We start from the raw sequence: 18,212 nt of genomic DNA on the forward strand, positions 1-18,212 counted from the left end.
ATAGCAGCATTTACCACAGATTCCTGAATCGGTTTCCGGGCTTCAATTAAACCCAAAGCTTTCGTGACACCTTCGGGTAAAATCACCACCAAACTGCCAGCGGGCGCTTCGTCTAGGGCTTTGTTAACAGCCGTTGTTTCGTCGAGAATCAACTCGTATTGAACTTTAGACCGATCGCCCGCGCGGGCAGAAATCCCGTCTGCAATTCCTTGGCAAATTAACTTGGCCACCACACCCGGTTCTCGCCCGCGCCTGTCAATATCTTCTTTGACAATAATGCGATCGAACATTTCGGCCGAAAGTTGGCCCAGCGTCACAAAATCTTCATCTCGCCTGTCTCCCGGCGCGCCAACTACCCCGATCCGCATTCCCGGCCAATTCTGCACGAAACAGCCCAAAGCTTGGTAGCTGTGCGGGTTGTGGGCGTAGTCCAGCAAAGCGTGATAGCTGCCCAAATTAAACAAATTCATCCTTCCGGGAGTTTGGCCTACCGATGCCTGAAAGCTTGACAAAGCTGCCCGAATATCTTCTATTTTCAATCCTTGAGCAAAAGCCGCCAAACAAGCTGCTAAAGCATTGGCAATCATAAACGGCGCGCGCCCGCCCATCGTCAGCGGCACGTTCACGGCCTGCTCGATTCTCAGCGTCCAATCGCCTTTCAAAATCGACAAGTAGCCATTTTCGTAAATTGCCGCCAGCCCGCCCGCAGCGGTATGTTTGGCAACCAGTTCGTTGTCCGGGTTCATCGAAAAATATGCAATTTGAGCCTTGACACGCTGCGCCATTTGTGATACCAACGGGTCGTCTGCATTTAACACTGCGTAGCCTTTGGGCATTACCGACTCGACGAGGACGCTCTTGAGTTTGGCTAGCTGTTCCACGGTGTCGATGTCGCCGATTCCCAAATGATCGGCTGCGACGTTCAAGACGACGCCGACATCGCACTGATTGAAGCCCAAGCCCGATCGCAAAATTCCGCCTCTAGCCGTTTCCAGCACCGCCACTTCCACCGTCGGATCGGACAAAATCAACTGAGCGCTTTGCGGCCCGGTATTATCTCCGCTTTCCACCAAATAATCGCCGATGTAAGTGCCGTCGGTAGTCGTGTAGCCGGTAATTTGACCTGTCTGCTTGACGATGTGGGCCAGCAGGCGAGTTGTTGTAGTTTTGCCGTTGGTTCCAGTCACGGCTAAAATCGGCACCCGGCTGTGTTGAGGCGAGGGGAAAAGCATATCGAAGACTGCGCCGGCAACGTTGCGGGGCAAACCCTGACTCGGGGCGACGTGCATTCTGAAACCCGGTGCTGCGTTGACTTCGACGATGACGCCGTTCGTATCGCGCAGGGGCACAGAAATATCGTCTGTTACTACGTCAATACCCGCGATGTCCAAACCGATGATTTTGGCGACTCTGGAAAACAGCCAGACGTTTTCTGGGTGGATTTCGTCGGTGCGATCGACTGCAATGCCACCGGTGCTCAAATTTGCTGTGGCGCGCAAAAATACTCTTTCGCCGGCCGGCACTACCGAGTCCATCGCGTAGCCTTGTTTTTGCAGCAAATCGAGGGTCAATTTGTCGATCGTGATCCGGGTGAGTACGTTGTCGTGTCCGTCTCCCCGCTGCGGGTCGCGGTTTACTTCTGCAACGAGCTGTTCTACTGTATCCCTGCCGTTACCCACAACGTTAGCGGGGACTCGTTCTGCGACTGCTACGACTTGTCCGTTGACTACTAACACTCTGTGGTCGCGGCCGGTGTAGTAGCGCTCGACAATGATGCTTTTTGTTTTTGAGGCGGCGCTGGCTAAGTCGTAGGCTTCTTCTGCTACTTCCCAGGAGTTGATGTCGATCGTAATTCCGCGGCCGTGGTTGCCGTCTAGGGGTTTAAGGACGATCGGAAAACCGCCCACATCTTCGATCGCCCCCTGCAGTTCGTCCAAATAATGAATCACCGTCCCTCTCGGCACCGGCACGCCCGCCGCCCCCAGAATATTTTTGGTACCTTCCTTGTCGCAGGCCAGTTCTACCCCCAAAACTCCCGTGCGGTTGCTCAGAGTTGCCTGAATCCGCTTTTGATGAACTCCGTAGCCGAGTTGAATCATAAACCGGGCGCCCAAGGGCAGCCACGGAATCCCGCGCGCTTCTGCTTCCTTGATCAGGGTTTCGGTACTCGGGCCGAGGGCTGCAGACAAAGCAAACTCTCTGAGGTCTCTCAAATCTTGCGCTAATTCCGCCGCAGAATAAGAGCCTGTATCGGCAATGCTCTGGCACATCCGCACCCCCGCCCTGGCTGCATAGCGACCTGCTTGTTCGTTTTGATACTCGATGACTACTTGGTAAATCCCTGGTGTGGCAGTCTCGCGGGTGCGACCGAATCCGGCGGGCATTCCTGCCATTTCCTGAAGTTCTAGGGCTACGTGTTCGATTACGTGTCCCATCATTGTGCCTTCTCTGACCCGTTGCAGGAAGCCTCCCCGATGGCCGGGAGAACAGTAATGGTCGTCCAAACTCGGAAGTGCTGCGGTCAAGCCTTCGTAGAAGCCTGGAATTTCAGATGTGGTTTTATCTGCCAACTCCTCTAAATCCAGACGCATGAGTACGAGTTTGTGGCGTCGGATGCTCCAGTAGTTGGGGCCGCGTAAGGTCTGGATTTTAAGTATTTTCATGACTGTTAGAGAGGTATGGGGCGCGCAATCTTATAGGTAATTGGAGCATTTATTCAATTTGGAGCTTGATTGGACGATCGACTGTTCGCAGCGAACAGTTTGGCACTGAATTTCCAGTTATTAGCGGGAACATCAATCTTAGATTTTAGATTTTAGATTTTAGATTTTAGGTTTATTCTACAGACAGATCGATCGTCTGGGATATCCAACAAAATTCTAAAATCTGGGGTTCTCAACACTCATAGCGTCGCGGGCGCGATATCCGTTTTTGGGCCGTCAGCGTTGAAAATTCATGGCAGAGCGATCGGCTCAAAACAAGTAAAAGTCAAGGTTCGGCAGAAACTAGAACGCAGAAGGTAGAATTATTTTGTTGATTCTGCCTTCTGGGGTCAGCCCGTGGCTGCACGGCTAATCTATTGTATTGCTGCATCCATTATTTGACCGGAATGTCGCCTAATTTTTCCCGAATCAATGACTCTAATATTCTGCATTAGTTTAGTTAGCTGTGCGGCATTCCGAAGGCCAGCCCGACTCCGAACAAGCTGCCGATGCCATCGGTTTGCCTAGGGGCATATTGTAGCAATCTCCGTGACACAGAACGTGCAAGCGCATATTGAACAGACTTAAGGGTTCTGTCGCTCCTACTTGAGACTCGTTGGTATAAAAGTTTTCCCTAGAATCAACAATAGTCACAGTGCCTTTACCGAGAACCTTCAGAGTATCGTCTCCCTCAAACAAGGCGCAGGTGTCTTCGTCAATACCAATAGCGAGGCGATCGGGATAGCAAGCCACAGCAGACAGCAAGCGAGCCATGCGGTTTCGGTTGTGAAAATGCTGATCGACGATAATCTCTGGAATAATGTTAAGTCCGTTTGCCATATCTACTAAAGAACGGTTCGGCGACGCGCCGCTTCCCCCACCTGCAATCATGTGATATCCCATCACCGCAGCACCCGCGCTGGTGCCGGCGAGGGTAATCTTGCCTTCTTGAGCTTCTTTGCGAATTTTCTCCATCAGCGGGGTGTCTGCCAGCAGCCCGCACAGCCGCAGTTGGTCGCCACCTGTGATGAATACGCCAGTACAGTCTTCTAAATAATCTTTCCAGACGGGATTTTCTGCTTGTTGGCGTTCGCGGATGTCCACTACCTTGACAGCGCTAACGCCCATTTCGTCAAATATAGTGCGGTAGCGGTTGCTCGTTCCTTCGGGGTCTCGCGAAGCGCAGGGGACGATCGCCAGCCGAGCGTTTGTCCCCCCAGCACGGCAAAAAAAGGTATTCAGAATCTCTCGCCCGTGAACTTTGTCTTCGGCTCCTCCGATCACCATAATCGAGGTTTTGATGCGCTGGGAAAGATTTTGTTCGAGGGCTGGAGATGTCAACTGCTGCATGGTGTGTCTTCCTCTGGTGGATGTGAAATTCAATTTTGCTGTGCTTGTGCGTAGAATGGGGCTTTTTAAGAGTAAATATTTTTTTGTAGCAGTGAGGTGCGGGCGGCGCAACTATCCCGAGCCAGAATCGCCTCGCGCGCGGGCAGTTTGGGGGCGAGTTTACTCGATCCGCTGTCCTGAGAACTGATTATTTTTGTACAACAAAACCGGACACCAGACAAAGGAAGAGGATTTAAATTGCAAAAATTCTCACAAATTATAAGAAATTTTAAATAATAATGCAATTACTGAAAACGGATATCCCTCTAAGGGTCAAACTAGAGGAGATGTATCAATAAATTCCAATTATTTTGCGATTTGACGTTGTTACTCTATTTCCAGAATTTTTTCTCGCTCCCCTAGCATCGGGACTGATGGGCAAAGCCTTAGCTAAAAAGATTGCTGAGGTGAATTTTGTCAATCCCCGCGATTTTACCACAGACAAGCACCAGCGAGTCGATGACGAGCCCTACGGGGGCGGAGTCGGGATGCTGATGAAGCCGGAACCGATTTTTGCGGCGGTGGAGTCGCTACCTGTGTTACCGAGGCGCGAGGTGATTTTGCTGACTCCGCAGGGCGAACCGATGCAGCAGCCGATGTTTCGGGAGTTCGCTGCCGATCGCGATCAGTTGGTGTTGATTTGCGGGCACTATGAGGGTGTGGACGATCGAGTCCTGAATTTGGTAACTCGCGAAGTGTCTCTAGGCGATTTTGTGCTCACCGGGGGCGAAATTCCGGCTTTGGCTTTGATAAATGGGGTTTTGCGATTGTTGCGGGGAACTGTGGCGAAGGAAGATTCGCTGAAGTTTGAGAGTTTTGAAGACGGACTTTTGGATTATCCGCAGTACACTCGACCGGCCGATTTCCGGGGATTGAAGGTGCCCGACGTGTTGCTATCTGGTAATCACGCAGAAATTGCTCGCTGGCGCAAGGAACAGCAAATTGAAAGAACTCGCCAAAGGCGGCCGGATTTGTTGGAGGATTAATTAACTGAAGTAGATGGAAGAAGTCATTGGTCATTGGTCGTCGGTCATCAGGAAGAAGAGGTATACTGCCAGCTTTTGAGCGATCGAGAATTTACGTTTAATGAGGTCGATTTAAGTTGCTCGTTACCAGGCTCTGCCTGGTAATGCAGATCCGGAGGCTCTGCCTCTTTTAATCTGACAACTGACAGGATAGACGACTGTAGGAGGTGCTTAAGTTAAGTTTTCGCTCCTCAGTACAAATTTAACTTGTAAATTTATGCCGAATCTTTACATCATTGGCGGCGCTAACGGTTCCGGCAAAACCACTGCATCAATGAGTTTATTGCCCAACTTTCTGGACTGTTTAGAATATGTCAATGCTGACGCTATCGCGGCTGCACTTTCACCTTTCAATCAACAGTCCGTAGCCATTGCCGCCGGACGCATTATGCTAGAAAGACTGCAAATCCTATCTAATTCGGGAACAGATTTTGCTTTTGAAACTACTCTGGCAGCCCGCAGCTTGGCAGCTTTCTTGAGAAGTTGTAAAACCAAAGATTATACCATTAACTTAATTTACTTTTGGTTGCGGTCGCCCGAACTAGCCGTAGCAAGAGTAGCCCGACGGGTAGCTAGCGGCGGTCATTCTATCCCAGAAGATGTCATCCGCCGCCGCTATGACAGAGGAAGAAAAAATCTGCTATCTTTGTACTTACCATTGTGTGATGGCTGGATAGTCTACGACAGCTCAGAAAATCATCCAATTTTAGTCGCTCAAAAGATAATTTATCAACAGCAGCCCATCATTCATAACAGTATAATTTGGAATCAAATTAGTGAGTAATTCGGATGAACGAACAAGAAATGATTGCTTTGCAAAAGAAAATTGATGCGGGAGTGAAAGCTGCCATTGCTGCTGCTATTGAAAAACACCGCAAATTAGGCGAATCTATTGCGATTTGGCAAGATGGGAAAGTTGTAATTTTAACAGCCGATCGCATTCCTCCAATATCTACCGAAAAGTAAAAAATGTCGATCGCTCAAAAAACTGACTAATCTCGACACAGACTGTGAAATAATTGTCTGCTGTCTGCATTTGGCAAACATCTACTTTTTTTACATGAACATCCGCATCGGTAACGGCTACGACATTCACTGCTTAGTTCCAGAACGCCCCCTAATCCTCGGCGGCGTACACATTCCCCACGAATTAGGCTTATTAGGACACAGCGACGCAGACGTGCTTACCCACGCGATTATGGACGCGATGCTGGGAGCTCTCAGCTTGGGAGATATCGGCCTGTATTTCCCGCCAACTGACCCAAAATGGAAAGGTGCAGACAGTCTAGTGTTGCTAGAACAAGTCAATCAGTTAATATTAGATAAAGGCTGGGAAATTGGCAATATTGACTCGGTGGTGGTGGCCGAACGTCCCAAGCTGAAACCGCATATTGAGCAAATGCGCGATCGGCTTTCTGGTGTTCTACAACTAAAACCAGACCAAATCGGCATCAAAGCAACTACCAACGAAAAGTTAGGCCCTGTCGGGAGAGAAGAAGGAATCGCAGCCTACGCTGTAGTTTTGTTGATGCTAAAATAGTTGTCAGATTCTAAGGATTTTCAACCCATTTAGGAGTCAAATCTATGCTCGCCGAAAACTTGGAAATTACAACACCGATCGACGTTGACATCATCGCTCTCGATAAAGACGATCGCATAGTCGTGCTAATCGAGGTCAAAATTAATCAAGCTAAAGAAAAGGCAGCCACACAGAGGATTATCGATAGCGCGCTCAAACAAATAAAACATTTCCTCTCAAAGCTCTCCGAAAAAAATGTGGTAATTCCTTATGCTATGATTGTCACTCTCGAAGATATAATCGTTTTTAAATGGGATGGCACTGTTTTATCTGAAGCTGTTTTATCGTTAAAAACGCCTGACATCCTTCACTATTATGACTCAAAATTAGGCGATCAGCGGATATTTGTACCATACCTAACTAGGCTGATTGAAGCATGGTTGCGTGACTTAGCTTATAATTGGAAGTCGGAGATTCCACCAGCATCGGAACACATAGCCGCAATCGGTTTGCTGCCGTTGCTAGCAGGTGGAACAACAAAGTCAGAGGTAAAAATTGGTGGCGATTTTATATATAGAAACTAACTTTTTGATGAGTATTGCTACAGGACGCGATCCTGATGCCAATAACTTGTTACTGAGTATACCAACATCAGTTCGCATTGCCATACCTGCTATTTGCTGCATGGAAGCTCTCTCGGCTTTAGAAGACGAGAGCAAGCGCCGCAACCGTTTTGCAGATGAACAGAAAAAACAAATTAGCCAGCTCAAGCGCGATCTTACTTCGCCTTATGCTAAGTCTCTTTTATTCCATGTAGAAGAGTCTTTGAATGAAAATGAAGGATTGCTCAATAATATTAAAGTACGTCTTTTTGATGCTCTTGAATTATTAGCTGACAATGTGGAGATGATTGAACTAACAGCAGATACACTGCAAAAAAGCTTGAATACCGTTTTCATTGAAGAAGATCCGACAGATAATTTGATTCTCCACTGCATCTTGAATCACGCACACTTACACGCTCATGAAGTCAAGGTATTTTTGAGCAATAATACAAAAGAATTTAGTGTACCGGAAGTTCAAGATGCTTTGCGAGAAGCAGGAATAACCAAGTATTTCTCGGTCACTAAAGATTTTCTAGGTTGGCTACAATCTCAGTCATAATCGCACGTAGATGGTACAGTAAATTATTATGAAAAATTTCTCTATTTTACATTCAAAGCGCCGCTGGTTGGCTGTTTTGCTAGCTCTAATTGCCACTGTCAGTCTGTCTGCTTGTCGTCCCGCCCGATCGCAATTAACCAACAGACTCATCGTTCCCACCCCCAGCGGCCCCGCCACCTTCAACTACCCGCTAAATCAATCTGCATATAGCGTTTTTGGCTATATGTACGAAGGATTGATTAACGAAAACGGCTTGACATCCAAGCTAGAACCCGGTTTAGCTGAGTCCTGGAAAGTTTCCAAAAATGGCAAAAAGATTGTCTTCACCCTGCGAGAAGGATTGAAATGGTCCGATGGCGAACCGATGACAACTGATGACATTATCTTCAGCTATGAAAAGATTTATTTCAATGACAAAATCCCTAGCGGCTTGAAAGATACTCTGAGAGTTGGCACGAGTCGGGAATTCCCAAAAGTCAAAAAACTTGACAGCCGCCGCGTAGAATTTTCCGTTGCAGAACCTTTTGCTCCTTTTATTCGATATGCTGGAGGAATCCCAATTTTACCAGCTCACATTTTACAGGAATCTGTCAGCAATACCGATGCCGACGGCAACCCCCAGTTCCTGACTACTTGGGGTACAAATACCGATCCGAAAAAAATTGTCGGTAACGGCCAATACCGAATGCTCAGCTATACTCCCAATCAGCGCGTGGTTTTGGAACGAAATCCGTATTTTTGGCGCAAAGATGCTGAGGGAAATGCTCAGCCTTACATCCAGCAAATTGTTTGGCAAATTATCGAAAATACTGACAATCAACTGCTGAATTTTCGATCGGGCGATTTGGATACCTTGGACGTGCAGCCAGAGGTGTTTCCGCTGCTGAAACGGGAGGAAAAACGCGGCAAATATACGGTCTTCAACGGCGGCCCGGATACTGGCAGTGTGTTTATGTGCTTCAATCTGAATAGGGGGCGCAACGCTCAAAACAAGCCGTTTGTAGACCCGGTTAAGTCTCGCTGGTTTACCAATCAGGAATTTCGGCAGGCCGTAGCCTACGGCATCAACCGATCCGCCATGACTAACAATATCTATCGCGGACTCGGCGAGCCGCTGCATTCTCCAATTCCGGCCCAAAGTCCGTTTTACTTATCTCCAGAACAGGGATTGAAAACCTACAGTTACAACCCGCAAAAATCAAAAGAGTTACTGTTGAGTGCCGGTTTCAAGTATAATAGTAACGGGGAATTGTTGGATGCTGGGGGCAACAAAGTCCGATTTACTTTATTGATGGCTGCGGGTAAAAAAGTGCGGGAACAAATGGCAACGCAAATTAAACAAGATTTGGGCAAACTGGGAATGCAAATTGACACGCAGTTCCTGAGTTTTAACACTTATGTTGAAAAGCTGCGCCTGACGCGGAATTGGGATACTTACCTCGGCGGTTTTACCGGAGGCACTGAACCGCACAGCGGCTACAATATTTGGTCTGTTAACGGGACACTGCACAGTTTCAACCAGGGCCCGCAAGCCGGAGAACCGCCGATTAAAGGTTGGGAAGTCTACGACTGGGAGCAGAAAATCGATGACCTTTACGTGAAGGCTTCCCAAGAGCTTGATGAGGCGAAGCGCAAGCAGCTTTACGGGGAGGCGCAGCAGATTATAGCGGAACAAGTGCCTTTTGTTTATATGGTGAATCCGCTAACTTTTCAGGCGGTGCGCGATCGCATTTCGGGAATTCGCTATAGTGCGATCGGCGGTGCTTTCTGGAATTTGTACGAGCTGAAAATGACAGAATAGTTAGTTGTTATTGGTTAGTTGTTATTGGTTAGTTGTTATTGGTTATTTGTTATTGGTTATTTGTTATTGGTTATTTGTTATTGGTTACTAACAAATGACAACTGACAACTAACAACTGACAACTAACAACTAACAACTAAGAGGGCGGGCACGGGGGCACCGCCCCTACCAACTAACAACTGACAACTAACAACTGACAACTAACAACTAACAACTGACAACTAACAACTGACTAATATTTATGCAGCCTGAAATTTTACAAAAGTTACTCGAATCTGTGGCGGCGGGCGATGTAAGTCCCACCGCAGCTTTGGATAAATTAAAGCATTTTGACTTTGAACAAGTAGGCGATTTTGCCAAAATTGACCATCACCGCACCTTAAGAACTGGTTTTCCTGAAGTCATCTTGGGCCTAGGGAAAACACCAGACCAAATTGTTGAGATTGTCGAGGCGATGCGCGAGCGAAATCCTGTGGTGATGGCGACTCGAATTGAACCAAAAGTTTTCGAGCAATTGCAACAAAAAATACCCGATTTGTGCTACTACCAAAAGGCTCGAATTTGTGCAATTCCTGCTAATTCCCCAACTCCCCAGCATCCGGGTACTGTGACTATTATCAGTGCGGGAACGGCGGATTTGCCTGTGGCGGAAGAGGCGGCTGTGACGGCGGAACTTTGCGGTTTTGAGGTGCGGCGTTTGTGGGACGTGGGAGTTGCTGGAATTCACCGCTTGTTGAATAATCGGCACGTAATTGATGATGCTGATGTGTTGATTGCGGTTGCTGGTATGGAAGGTGCTTTGCCGAGTGTGGTTGCGGGTTTGGCTGATTGTCCGGTGATTGCGGTGCCGACAAGTGTGGGTTACGGCGCGAGTTTTGGCGGGATTGCTCCTCTTTTAACTATGCTCAATTCTTGTGCGGCCGGTGTGGGTGTGGTTAATATTGATAACGGGTTTGGTGCGGCAATTTTGGCTTGTCAAATTCTCAGAAGTGCTGGTCGAGTGGGGAGAATTTCTGAGTAGGAGAATGAGAGAGGGAGAGAATTGGAAATTTTTCTGGAGAAGTCTTTTTCTGAACGTGCCGCGCTTTAGTTCAAAATTCAAAACAGTTCCCTCTCTGGGAGATTCCCCCCTCTCTTTTCTTAGATCGAATCCGGTAGCATAGGAATTGTACAATCCAGTCAACAGTCAACAGTCAACAATCACTGAGGCTGCAACCAAAATCGAGATCATTCATCTGCGTTAATCTGTGTCTATCTGCCTGTATCTGCGGTGAAAAAAAGAGCATTTATCACCGCAGATGAGAATGGATTGACGCTGATTCGCGCAGATTCCAGAGAAGAGATATATGAATAATTCCGATGCTGAGAGATTCGATCTTACTTGCCTGCCAGCCAACGCGGATAACCGCAAGAATCCTCAGCTTTTAACTTTTGCGCCTGATAGCTTTTGCTAGTCCAATTAGCTACTGTTTCCAGGTTTTCTATCAAACAACTTTCGCTGCCAAATGCTTCAAATCCCAAAGTCCAGCACGGATTGCCGTTAATGTTCAACTGAGTAACTTCGACGCTGCAACCTTGGGGAACCGGGGCTTCTACTGGCACAGACATTAAGGAACCGGGGGCTGAAACTTGGTAAAGACGCAGTGCTCGCTTTTTCTTGACTCCCATCCACTTTCCTGTCGCCAGAATTTCCGCCGGTACCGGTGCCATCGTGTCAGCACAAACCCACTTGAGCCACTTCTCGGCCTTGCCTTCCCAGCGGTTGCCGAACTGCATCGCCCCTAACTCTCCCTGGCGCCACTTTACTTCTAGGGCTTTCCCGCGCAGCTTGACTCCCAAGTAGTCGCAGCCCGGTACTAACAAATATATGTCTTCGCGTTCTTCTGGAGGCGACAGATACCCTCCGAGACTCTCGCTTCCAAACCATTGCCCGATCGATTTTGGCAACGCACCGCTATAAAACCACCGCATTTCCAGACTGGCCCGCATAAACTTTTCCTCCGTTCCACAATTTTCGTCAAACCCAGACCGGATTTGCCACACACCATCGACTTCTGCACGTCTCAACTCTATCCTCCCCCCTCTGGGGTTCAGAGTCTACTCTCAGAGGATTTTAGATTTGAAAATTGCGAATAATTGATTATATAAGGGTTGAGAGCTTGTGTGCTGTTGGATTTTTGGTTGAAACTCAGGTCAAAATACGGTATTTGAAAAAAAATTTACGCAATCCTTTACATTTCTTCATAAGTCTGTTACATTTAGTTACAGTACACAAAAAACGATTTAGGAGACAGACATGACTAACAGAGGCTTAATGCTGGACGACCAAGGCAAAATGAACAATTTTGCGATCGAGCCGACAGTATACATAGATGACGAACCCCGCACTGGCTTTACACCCTACGCAGAACGCTTAAACGGCCGCCTGGCGATGATTGGCTTTGTTTCTCTGTTGGCTTTAGAGGTTTCGACCAAGCACGGACTGATTAGCTGGCTAACTCACCTGTAATTATTTTGATAAAAATTAAATTGTACGGCTATGGCTCGCCAGCAATGCACAAACGGCGATCCATAGCTTAACTATTTTTAGGGGGAAGGTTTGGTGAGATAATTAAAATTAAATATTTTAGTGTCACCCTACCTGTAAAAATAATGCTCAAACGAATTGCGGCAATACTTCTGGTGGTTCTCAGCCTCACTTTGACCGGTTGCGTGTCTAAAGTGACCGGACTCAAAAGCTACGTTGATACCGGCGACGGCTATCAATTTCTCTATCCTAACGGCTGGCTGCCGATCGCAGTTTCTAATGGGCCCGACGTGGTGTTCCGCGATTTAATCGAGCAAACCGAGAATGTCAGCGTGGTAATCAGTCCAGTGGATGGCGACAAAACTTTGGCGGATTTGGGAACGCCGACGGATTTGGGATACAAGCTCAGCAAAAATTCCCTCGTCTCGACGGATTCCGGCCGGGAAGCTGAATTAATCAGCGCAGAAGCTCGCGAATCGCGATCGAAAAGCTATTACATTTTAGAATACGCCGTCAAACTCCCAAACCAAGAACGGCACAACTTAGCCAGCGTAGCCGTCAGCCGCGGCAAACTTTTTACCCTTAACGTTTCCACTACCGAAGAACGCTGGCCGAAGGTAAAAGAAGCTTTTGAAAAAGTCGTTAAATCTTTCTCTGTTTATTAGGTTAAAAAGTTATTGGTTATTAGTTATTAGTTATGGGGAATTGGGTCGAAAGCATTGTGGATTGTGCAATGTTATTAAAGCCAACTAATGACTAATGACTGATGACTGATAACTGATGACGGCAGGAGGGCACGCGCGCACCATCCACCGCCCCTAATGACTAATGACTAATGACTAATGACTAATGACTAATGACTTCTTAAATTATGAAAATTCCAACTTTTGTATTGGCTTCAGCTTCGCCGGCGCGCCGCAGCCTGCTAAACAGTGCTGGGATTCAAGCTGTGATTTGCCCCAGCGACTTTGATGAAGGGCAGATACAAATGAGGGACGCTACTCAATTAGTCCAAGTTTTAGCAGAGGGAAAAGCTGAGGCTGTAGCTGAGTTTTTGCTGGCTAATTCTCACCCGCAAATTCCCAATCCCAAATCGTGTTTGGTGTTGGGATGCGATTCAATTTTGGTCATTGATGGCGAAATTCACGGCAAGCCGAAGGATGCTGAAGAAGCAATTTTGCGCTGGCAGAAAATGCGGGGGAAAGTTGGCGAACTTTATACGGGCCATGCTTTAATTGATACTAGATTCGATAGTTTCGATCGCGCAATCGATCGATCGATCGTTCGCTGTCAAGTTACAAAAGTTCATTTTGCCGAAGCTACCTCGCGCCAGATTGCGGCCTACGTCGCTACCGGAGAACCCCTCGCCTGTGCTGGCTGTTTTGCGCTGGAAGGTAAAGGCGGATTTTTTGTGGAAAAAATCGAGGGCTGTCACACGAATGTGATCGGGTTGAGTTTGCCTCTGCTGCGGCAAATGCTGGGCGAAATGGGATATGATGTGGCGGATTTTTGGCAATTTTAATGTTGGCTGGATTTATCAGAAAATTGGTCTACGAATCTAATTCATGAAACCGATTTTTTTTGAGGTTTCTACACCTGTAACGAAGTTTTCTCATAAAAACCCGTTTCTGTCCACCCGCGCGAATCTAATACCATTTCTCTAAAATCATGCAATACTCTTTGGGAGCATCTCATATTTGTAAAAACACTTCTTTTGACTCCTTCTTTCTTCCTCTTTCCTCCTGTCTCCTGTCTCCTGTCTCCTGCCTTCAATTTATAGCTTGGCTGCAAAAGTGAGATGCTCCCTACTCTTTGACCCCCCCTAGCCCCCCCGAGCTCGCGGGGGGGGACAAGAATACTGTTGCATTATTTTTTGAAATTGGTATAAGAAACCGGGTTTTTTGGGGTTTCTGCATTGTAACGAATTGTTCTGGTAAAAACCCGGTTTCTGGGCTACGCATCAAAACCAAAGAAACCGGGTTTTTTCACAAATCCTATCCTAGGGCGATCGCCCCGTCGGATACAGAGCTAAACTGAATTTGACTCGGCGACACATCTTTCACCAAACCCAAGATATTGCCGGTACTAGCTTCTCGAATCACCGTCGCCTTAGTATTTAACACCCTAAAATCAGCAGTTCGGGGCTGTCCCGGAGGAAAAGGGCCGCTGCTGTCGTAATCTCTGGCATCACCAATTGTTAAAAACCTTTCGCTCAAAACAATGTCATTTCGCGTCAATCCTCCCGCCAATCCAATTACATCACCTTGAGTCGGATTGTAGTCGAGAATAAAATCTGCAGGCACTTCATCTACTTGACCCAGAAAATTGCCAGCAGGACGCGGTTGATCTGAACCAATTTCTCCCGAATTTGCTTCAGCTTCTCTTCTGAGGACAAATAAATCTGCACCTTCTCCTCCCCAAAGTCGATCGATTCCAGCATCACCAATCAGAGTATCATTGCCAGTTTCACCTACTAAATTATCGCTGCCTTTACCGCCTCGAACAAAATCATTTCCCGTACCTCCGTAAGCGTAGTCATCGCCTAAATTTCCACTCAGAACATCGTTAGCGCATTCTCCGTACAGGATGTCCAAATCTTGACCGCCGCGAATAGTATCGTTCCCACAACCTCCGATTAAAGTATCCATGCCGCTGTTCCCGTTCATCAGTTCCGGGCCACCGGAACCTCGGACAAAATCGTCGCCGGCTAAGGCCCGCAAACCTCCGGGAGTGTTGCGGAGAATGCCGTTGGCTAATTGAACGATATCGTCATTGGGAGTAAGGTCAAAAAAAGTGGGATCGCTACCTGAATTTGGCAAAGGCCCTGTCAGCAATCTGATGTTTGGGGGATCGGGAATTATGGGGTCGGCGTTTTCAGCTAATGCTCTAATTTCTCCGAGATTTGTTTCTAACATTTTAGGTTTTTCCTGTTTGATTGAGTTTGTTGACATTCTGATTTTAACAAAGGTTTTAATTAACAAATCTGCGTAAATCTACTGTTAAAAAAATCAAATTACTGTTAAAATTGTTTAAAATATTTGTGCAACAAGCAGGGCTTGTTGACACAAGAGCGATCGCCCAAATCCGCAAAAAGTTTGAAATGAGCGCTAATAATTGTGGGGATCGCGTACTCTATTACCCGTCAGCAGTCAGTTACCGAAAGCCTGCTGACGGGTAATTGTCATCAACCATTGAGTTAAGTCAGGAATCGTTAATATGCAAGACACTGCGATCGAATCTATCCAAGCCAGAGAAATTCTCGACTCCCGCGGCCGCCCCACCATTGAAGCTGAAGTTTATCTAGCTAACGGTGTTGTAGGCCTGGCCCAAGTCCCCAGCGGCGCGTCTACAGGCTCCTTTGAAGCCCACGAATTGCGAGACGGCGACAAAAACCGTTACGGCGGTAAAGGAGTCTTGAAGGCTGTTGCTAACGTCGAGCACAAAATTGCCCCTGCTTTGGCTAATTTGGATGCGATCGACCAAGCACTGGTAGACCAAACCATGATTGACTTGGACGGTTCCCCCAACAAATCCCACCTCGGAGCCAATGCCATTCTCGGAGTCTCCCTAGCCACAGCAAAGGCTGCCGCCGAGACTTTAGGACTCCCCCTTTATCGCTACTTGGGCGGCACTTTAGCGAACGTTTTACCCGTACCTTTGATGAACGTGATCAACGGCGGTTCCCACGCGGACAATAATGTAGACATTCAAGAGTTTATGATTGTACCTGTGGGAGCGCCTTCTTTTAAGGAAGCTTTGCGCTGGGGAGCAGAAATATTTGCTAGTCTGGCTAATGTTTTGAAAGACAAAAATTTGCTGACTGGTGTTGGCGATGAAGGCGGTTTTGCTCCTAATTTGGGTTCCAATCAGGAAGCTTTGGATTTGTTGATGATGGCAATTGAAAAAGCTGGTTACAAGCCTGGGGAACAAGTTGCTTTGGCTTTGGATGTTGCTGCTAGCGAGTTTTACAAAGATGGGCAGTACACTTACGACGGTGTGGCTCATTCGCCGGCAGAATTAATCGATTATTTGGATGGTTTGGCTGGTCAATATCCGATCGTTTCTATTGAAGATGGTTTGCACGAAGACGATTGGGACAGTTGGGTGGCGCTGACTCAGAAAATGGGCAGTAAAGTTCAGTTGGTGGGTGACGATTTGTTTGTAACTAATCGCACGCGCTTGCAAAAGGGAATTGATTTGAAGGCTAGCAATTCGATTTTGATTAAGCTGAATCAAATTGGTTCTTTGACGGAGACGTTGGATACGATCGACCTCGGCAAACGAAACAGCTATCGATCGGTCATCAGCCACCGTTCTGGTGAAACTGAGGATACCACGATTGCTGATTTAGCGGTAGCGACTCGCGCCGGTCAAATCAAGACTGGTTCTTTGTGCCGCAGCGAACGGGTTGCTAAATACAACCGTTTGTTGCGGATTGAGGACGAATTGGGCGATCGGGCGATCTATGCTGGTGCGATCGGCTACGGGCCGAAATAAAATTTGGGAATGGGTAATTCTCGTTCCCAAGCTTTACCCCTTGGTGACAACTTAACTCAAACCGATCGTCTCTCTTGTTGGTATCAAAGTCTAGATCCCCCCTAACCCCCCTTAACAAGGGGGGGACAAGAAGCATTCACCGATCGTTTCTCTTGTTGGTATCGAAGGCTCGATCCCCCCTAGCCCCCCTTAAGAAGGGGGGGACAAGAAATATTCTCAAAGTCCCCCTTCTTAAGGGGGATTTAGGGGGATCTGGCCTCAGCTACAAACGAGATTTATCAATGGTTTCAAACTTGAGTTGACACTAATCCCAATGTCCTATGCCCAATTAAGGATAGAAAGCCAATTGAGGCAAACCCAAAGTTTCTTCCCAGCCCATCATCAAGTTCATGCACTGAATGCCTTGACCGGCTTGACCTTTAATTAAATTGTCGATCGCCGACATCACAATTACCCTGTCAGTGCGCGGATCGACTTCCACGCCAATGTAACAAAGATTCGTGCCGCAAGCCCATTTAGACTGCGGGTAAACCCCAGCCGGCAAGACTTTTACTAAAGGAGAATTGCGGTAAAAAGCGCTGAAAATAGTGATTAAATCTTCCCGCACCAATCCCGGATCGCGCAAATTTGCGTAAACAGTTGCCAGAATTCCCCGCACCATCGGCATCAGGTGGGGAGTAAATTGGACTTTGATATCTTTTCCGGCTAAATCGCTGCAAACTTGCTCAATTTCTGGGGTGTGGCGGTGGCGGCCAACTCCGTAAGCGCCTATGGAATTGTCAGCTTCTGCTAATAACAGATTAACTTCGGCTTTGCGGCCCCCTCCCGAAGTTCCTGATTTAGCGTCGATAATTGCTGTTTCTGGCACGATCAGACCTTGTTTTAGCAAGGGTGCGAGGGCTAATAAACTAGCGGTGACGTAGCAACCGGCACAGCCTACTAATTGAGCGTCTTTAATGCGATCGCGGTACAATTCTGGCAAACCGTAAACAGCGGTTGCTGCTAGAGCAGAGTCCGATCGCTCGCCACCGTACCAAGCTTTGTAAGTTTCTAGATTTTCAAATCTGTAATCAGCCGACAAATCCAAGACTTTGCAGCCTTTTTCGATCAGCTTCGGTGCCATTTGGCAAGCTAAACCGTTGGGCAGCGACAGAAACACAACTTGACATTTTTCCGCTATTCGATCTAAGTCGATCGCCTCAACAGTCAAGTCAATGCAGTTAGTCAGATGCGGATAAAGGCTGGAAAAAGGTTTTCCCGCACTGCTATCCCCGCCCAAATACACTACTTCCGCCGCTGGGTGATCCGCCAGCAGTCGCACAAGTTGCACGCCGCCGTAACCTGAAGCGCCGATAATTCCTACAGGCACACGTCCAACATCTCCCATTTTCCTTTATCCCCTCAGCCGTTGAAGTCAAAAACGCTTGAACTTTTGCTGCATTGTAGTACCAAACGCCAACTTTGGTGGCAAAGAATTATATTGTTTTGTGATGGAGGTGTATTTTAGAGAATTTTCGGGCTTTCCACAGGCAGGCAAAACCATAAAATTAAGCAACGGATGTGCGATCGTGCTATAAAATCTTACATA

General features: G+C 47.4%; 17 protein-coding genes. 12 read left to right on the top strand and 5 right to left on the bottom strand.

The window, feature by feature from the left end; genetic code table 11:
* Window positions 1–2,663: cyanophycin synthetase (gene cphA, locus WBA89_RS30095; RefSeq protein ID WP_424411339.1), on the bottom strand; the 2,663-nt coding region annotated here is incomplete at its 3' end.
* A 495-nt stretch (window positions 2,664–3,158) separates the two neighbouring features.
* A complete protein-coding gene (locus tag WBA89_RS30100) occupies window positions 3,159–4,052 on the bottom strand; it encodes a cyanophycinase (RefSeq protein WP_424411366.1) in 894 nt (297 codons plus the stop codon).
* Window positions 4,053–4,402: 350 nt separating this feature from the next.
* Here WBA89_RS30100 and trmD point away from each other — a divergent pair, with 350 nt between their 5' ends.
* The 8 genes from trmD to larB all read left to right on the top strand — a co-directional run bounded on the left by trmD (window position 4,403) and on the right by larB (window position 10,621).
* Complete coding sequence (trmD, locus tag WBA89_RS30105) at window positions 4,403–5,077, top strand: tRNA (guanosine(37)-N1)-methyltransferase TrmD (RefSeq protein WP_424411340.1); 675 nt, start codon at window positions 4,403–4,405, stop codon at window positions 5,075–5,077.
* Between the two features lie 256 nt (window positions 5,078–5,333).
* Window positions 5,334–5,900 (top strand): zeta toxin family protein, encoded by a 567-nt coding sequence (locus WBA89_RS30110; protein WP_424411341.1) that lies wholly within the window; start codon window positions 5,334–5,336, stop codon window positions 5,898–5,900.
* Window positions 5,901–5,905: 5 nt separating this feature from the next.
* The gene (locus WBA89_RS30115) at window positions 5,906–6,082 is read left to right on the top strand and encodes a hypothetical protein (protein ID WP_424411342.1); all 177 of its coding nucleotides are present in this window, start codon (window positions 5,906–5,908) and stop codon (window positions 6,080–6,082) included.
* 94 nt (window positions 6,083–6,176) lie between these two features.
* A complete protein-coding gene (gene ispF / locus WBA89_RS30120) occupies window positions 6,177–6,656 on the top strand; it encodes a 2-C-methyl-D-erythritol 2,4-cyclodiphosphate synthase (RefSeq protein WP_424411343.1) in 480 nt (159 codons plus the stop codon).
* A 44-nt stretch (window positions 6,657–6,700) separates the two neighbouring features.
* Window positions 6,701–7,219, top strand: a complete 519-nt coding sequence (locus tag WBA89_RS30125) for a hypothetical protein (protein WP_424411344.1) — start codon at window positions 6,701–6,703, stop codon at window positions 7,217–7,219.
* Window positions 7,194–7,799, top strand: a complete 606-nt coding sequence (locus WBA89_RS30130) for a PIN domain-containing protein (RefSeq protein ID WP_424411367.1) — start codon at window positions 7,194–7,196, stop codon at window positions 7,797–7,799. Before WBA89_RS30125 ends, WBA89_RS30130 begins: the two co-directional genes overlap by 26 nt.
* A gap of 28 nt (window positions 7,800–7,827) precedes the next feature.
* On the top strand, window positions 7,828–9,600 hold the full coding sequence (locus WBA89_RS30135) for an ABC transporter substrate-binding protein (protein ID WP_424411345.1): 1,773 nt from the start codon (window positions 7,828–7,830) through the stop codon (window positions 9,598–9,600).
* A gap of 241 nt (window positions 9,601–9,841) precedes the next feature.
* A complete protein-coding gene (gene larB, locus WBA89_RS30140; RefSeq protein ID WP_424411346.1) occupies window positions 9,842–10,621 on the top strand; it encodes a nickel pincer cofactor biosynthesis protein LarB in 780 nt (259 codons plus the stop codon).
* Between the two features lie 356 nt (window positions 10,622–10,977).
* Here larB and WBA89_RS30145 read toward each other — a convergent pair whose 3' ends face one another.
* A complete protein-coding gene (locus tag WBA89_RS30145) occupies window positions 10,978–11,667 on the bottom strand; it encodes a hypothetical protein (RefSeq protein ID WP_424411347.1) in 690 nt (229 codons plus the stop codon).
* A gap of 229 nt (window positions 11,668–11,896) precedes the next feature.
* On the opposite strand from WBA89_RS30145, the gene WBA89_RS30150 reads away from it, so the two are divergent.
* The 3 genes from WBA89_RS30150 (at window position 11,897) to WBA89_RS30160 (ending at window position 13,649) form a co-directional block, all read left to right on the top strand.
* A complete protein-coding gene (locus tag WBA89_RS30150) occupies window positions 11,897–12,109 on the top strand; it encodes a chlorophyll a/b-binding protein (RefSeq protein WP_193973911.1) in 213 nt (70 codons plus the stop codon).
* Between the two features lie 143 nt (window positions 12,110–12,252).
* Window positions 12,253–12,792, top strand: a complete 540-nt coding sequence (gene psbP, locus WBA89_RS30155; protein WP_424411348.1) for a photosystem II reaction center PsbP — start codon at window positions 12,253–12,255, stop codon at window positions 12,790–12,792.
* Window positions 12,793–12,998: 206 nt separating this feature from the next.
* Window positions 12,999–13,649 (top strand): Maf family protein, encoded by a 651-nt coding sequence (locus tag WBA89_RS30160; RefSeq protein ID WP_424411349.1) that lies wholly within the window; start codon window positions 12,999–13,001, stop codon window positions 13,647–13,649.
* A 472-nt stretch (window positions 13,650–14,121) separates the two neighbouring features.
* Here WBA89_RS30160 and WBA89_RS30165 read toward each other — a convergent pair whose 3' ends face one another.
* Window positions 14,122–15,042: a calcium-binding protein gene (locus WBA89_RS30165; RefSeq protein ID WP_424411350.1), complete on the bottom strand. Its 921-nt coding sequence runs from the start codon at window positions 15,040–15,042 to the stop codon at window positions 14,122–14,124.
* A 301-nt stretch (window positions 15,043–15,343) separates the two neighbouring features.
* Here WBA89_RS30165 and eno point away from each other — a divergent pair, with 301 nt between their 5' ends.
* Window positions 15,344–16,624, top strand: coding sequence for a phosphopyruvate hydratase (eno, locus tag WBA89_RS30170; protein WP_194008157.1), 1,281 nt, complete (start codon window positions 15,344–15,346; stop codon window positions 16,622–16,624).
* 328 nt (window positions 16,625–16,952) lie between these two features.
* Here eno and argC read toward each other — a convergent pair whose 3' ends face one another.
* Window positions 16,953–18,011 (bottom strand): N-acetyl-gamma-glutamyl-phosphate reductase, encoded by a 1,059-nt coding sequence (gene argC / locus WBA89_RS30175; RefSeq protein WP_424411351.1) that lies wholly within the window; start codon window positions 18,009–18,011, stop codon window positions 16,953–16,955.
* Window positions 18,012–18,212 lie beyond the last annotated feature (201 nt).

The sequence above is a fragment of the Microcoleus sp. genome (assembly GCF_049646505.1).
GTDB lineage: Bacteria > Cyanobacteriota > Cyanobacteriia > Cyanobacteriales > Microcoleaceae > Microcoleus.